Genomic DNA, 2,569 nt, shown 5'->3' on the forward strand with positions numbered 1-2,569 from the left:
GTTTTTACCCATCATATCTGAGAAATTTCGACTCAGACTTTATCCGTTGAATAATTTTTCACAAAGGAGAAAAAAGACCAGTCTAAAAACTAAGATGTTATAGTTTTATCCATCATCTCTGAGAAATTTTAAAATTTTTGATTCAATACCTTTCAAGAAATCGGAAAAATTCCCATATTGATTAACTAATTCCTAATATATCCCCTTAAACTGAAGACCAATTTTTCCAAGGATTTTTCGATAAATTAGAATTAGAATATCTTTTATCGTGAGAAACTTCCTCCCCTATCCAATCAGGTAATTCAACTTTTTGATGCTCATCATTAAGTTCAACCTCAGCCATAATTAAACCTTGATTTTCTCCAGCAAACTCATCAACTTCCCAAATAAATTCACCATGATAAACCTTATATCTAACCTTTTGAATTAAAGGTGAACTACATAAACTATTCAACATCTCTTCAGCATCTTCAATTGGAATTTCATACTCATATTCCGATCTAGAATTACCAAAACTAGGTCCTTTAATAGTTAAATAACCTTTATCGCCTGCTACTCTAGCTCTTAATGTTATACCATCTTCTGTAGACATATAACCTTGACGATATACTTGTCCAACAGCTTGATTTCGCCATCCATTCCCTTGAACTAAAAACTTTCGTTCTATCTCTATTGCCATTTCAATACTTCAGAAATCTTGAGAATTAACATATAGTATAATAGACATCTGGTGAAAATCCAGAATAAAATTGATTCTTATCCATAAATTATCAATTATTTATCCCTGTTCCCTCTTCCCTATTCCCTCTTTTCTGAATGATTATAATTATAATGGGAGTATCTGGTGCTGGTAAATCTACTATTGGAGAATTACTAGCAAAATCTCTAGATTGGTATTTTTTTGATGCCGACTCTTTTCACCCTCAAGCTAATATCAAAAAAATGAGTAATGGAATTCCTTTAAATGATACTGACCGAATTCCTTGGTTAGAAAAAATACGAAATGTAATTGATGAATGGTTACAAGATAATAAAAATGTCGTATTAGCTTGTTCTGCTCTTAAACAAACTTATCGTAATTCCCTTATAAAAAATACAGAAAATGTCAAAATAGTTTATTTAAAAGGGTCTTTTGATTTGTTTGCCCAAAGACTAACAGCCAGAAAAAATCACTTTATGAAACTTGAGATGCTCCAGAGTCAATTTGATGTTCTTGAGGAACCAAAACAAGCAATAATAGTAGATGCTGGAAAATCTCCAGAAGATATTGTCAATTATATTAGACATCTCCAGGGAATAGGGAATAGGTATGGAGGGAATAGGGAATAGGGGAGAAATAATTGATTACTTGTCTAGGATATATAGATTGAATTTTTTATTGTTAGAGATATCGTCAAAAATTGTACATATTCAGGGAATAGGGAATAGGTATGGAGGGAATAGGGAATAGTGGANATTGAATTTTTTATTGTTAGAGATATCGTCAAAAATTGTACATATTCAGGGAATAGGGAATAGGTATGGAGGGAATAGGGAATAGTGGAGAAATAATTGATTATTTGTGTACGATATATATATAGATTGAATTTTTTATTGTTAGAGATATCGTCAAAAATTGTACATATTCAGGGAATAGGGAATAGGTATGGAGGGAATAGGTATGGAGGGGGAAAATAATTGATTATTTGTTTACGATATATATATAAATTGAATTTTTTATTGTTAGAGATATCGTCAAAAATTGTGCATCTTTTATCTGTTAATACTTTAGGCTTTGCGTGTGGCAAAAAAGAGGAGGTTTTTTGCTACCTATAGCTGCAAAATGTGAGTATTTTGAGAAGATAAGAGCAGAAAAATCAAGTAAAAATTCTTTAGACTACCTCCTCTATAATTCTCATTTATTCTAACAACTCCCTACTCCCTAAAAATANGTCAAAAATTGTGCATCTTTTATCTGTTAATACTTTAGGCTTTGCGTGTGGCAAAAAAGAGGAGGTTTTTTGCTACCTATAGCTGCAAAATGTGAGTATTTTGAGAAGATAAGAGCAGAAAAATCAAGTAAAAATTCTTTAGACTACCTCCTCTATAATTCTCATTTATTCTAACAACTCCCTACTCCCTAAAAATACTTTTTCAGCAAACCCTAATTAAACCTTCAACACCTCACCCCAAACTCTTATAGGCTCGCCAAAAACATATACTACTTCTGCATTACGTTTTTTTACAGTTCCCCCATTTTCTGACCTTAACCATGCTTCAGCCTCTTCTAATGTCCAAAAATACTTAGCACCATGGTCATAAGGATCTAGTTTGTTATTTTGAGCAAAATATGGTTTCTTCTTAGACACTTTAACGACTCCCTTAATATGTTATATAAATTAAATAGATACTTATACCAATTCGATGGATGTTTGCTAAAAATAACTAGGCTATTTATTAGGAGTCAGGTAGGGTAGCCCTCGGATTAGCGACGTAGAGAATGAATTACTTCGATACCATTTTTGAGCTATGAAATTCTCTTTTTCATCAAAGGAACATTTTTGGTAAAGTCCTTTATTTAATTACACTT

3 protein-coding genes are annotated in these 2,569 nt (G+C 31.8%); 1 reads left to right on the plus strand and 2 read right to left on the minus strand.

The window, feature by feature from the left end; all coding sequences use genetic code 11:
• Positions 1–205: 205 nt before the first annotated feature.
• A complete protein-coding gene (locus AFK68_RS02285) occupies positions 206–679 on the minus strand; it encodes a CYTH domain-containing protein (protein ID WP_094671303.1) in 474 nt (157 codons plus the stop codon).
• A gap of 152 nt (positions 680–831) precedes the next feature.
• On the opposite strand from AFK68_RS02285, the gene AFK68_RS02290 reads away from it, so the two are divergent.
• A complete protein-coding gene (locus tag AFK68_RS02290; RefSeq protein WP_371357204.1) occupies positions 832–1,329 on the plus strand; it encodes a gluconokinase in 498 nt (165 codons plus the stop codon).
• 818 nt (positions 1,330–2,147) lie between these two features.
• Here AFK68_RS02290 and AFK68_RS02295 read toward each other — a convergent pair.
• Complete coding sequence (locus AFK68_RS02295) at positions 2,148–2,348, minus strand: hypothetical protein (protein WP_094671307.1); 201 nt, start codon at positions 2,346–2,348, stop codon at positions 2,148–2,150.
• Positions 2,349–2,569: the final 221 nt, after the last annotated feature.

This window comes from Hydrocoleum sp. CS-953, assembly GCF_002260545.1.
Classification (GTDB): domain Bacteria; phylum Cyanobacteriota; class Cyanobacteriia; order Cyanobacteriales; family Microcoleaceae; genus Trichodesmium.

Excerpts from the sequence above, each read along its gene's own strand:
- AFK68_RS02285 (WP_094671303.1), bottom strand. The coding sequence starts at position 679 with ATGGCAATAGAGATAGAACGAAAGTTTTTAGTTCAAGGGAATGGATGG.
- AFK68_RS02290 (WP_371357204.1), top strand. The coding sequence starts at position 832 with ATGGGAGTATCTGGTGCTGGTAAATCTACTATTGGAGAATTACTAGCA.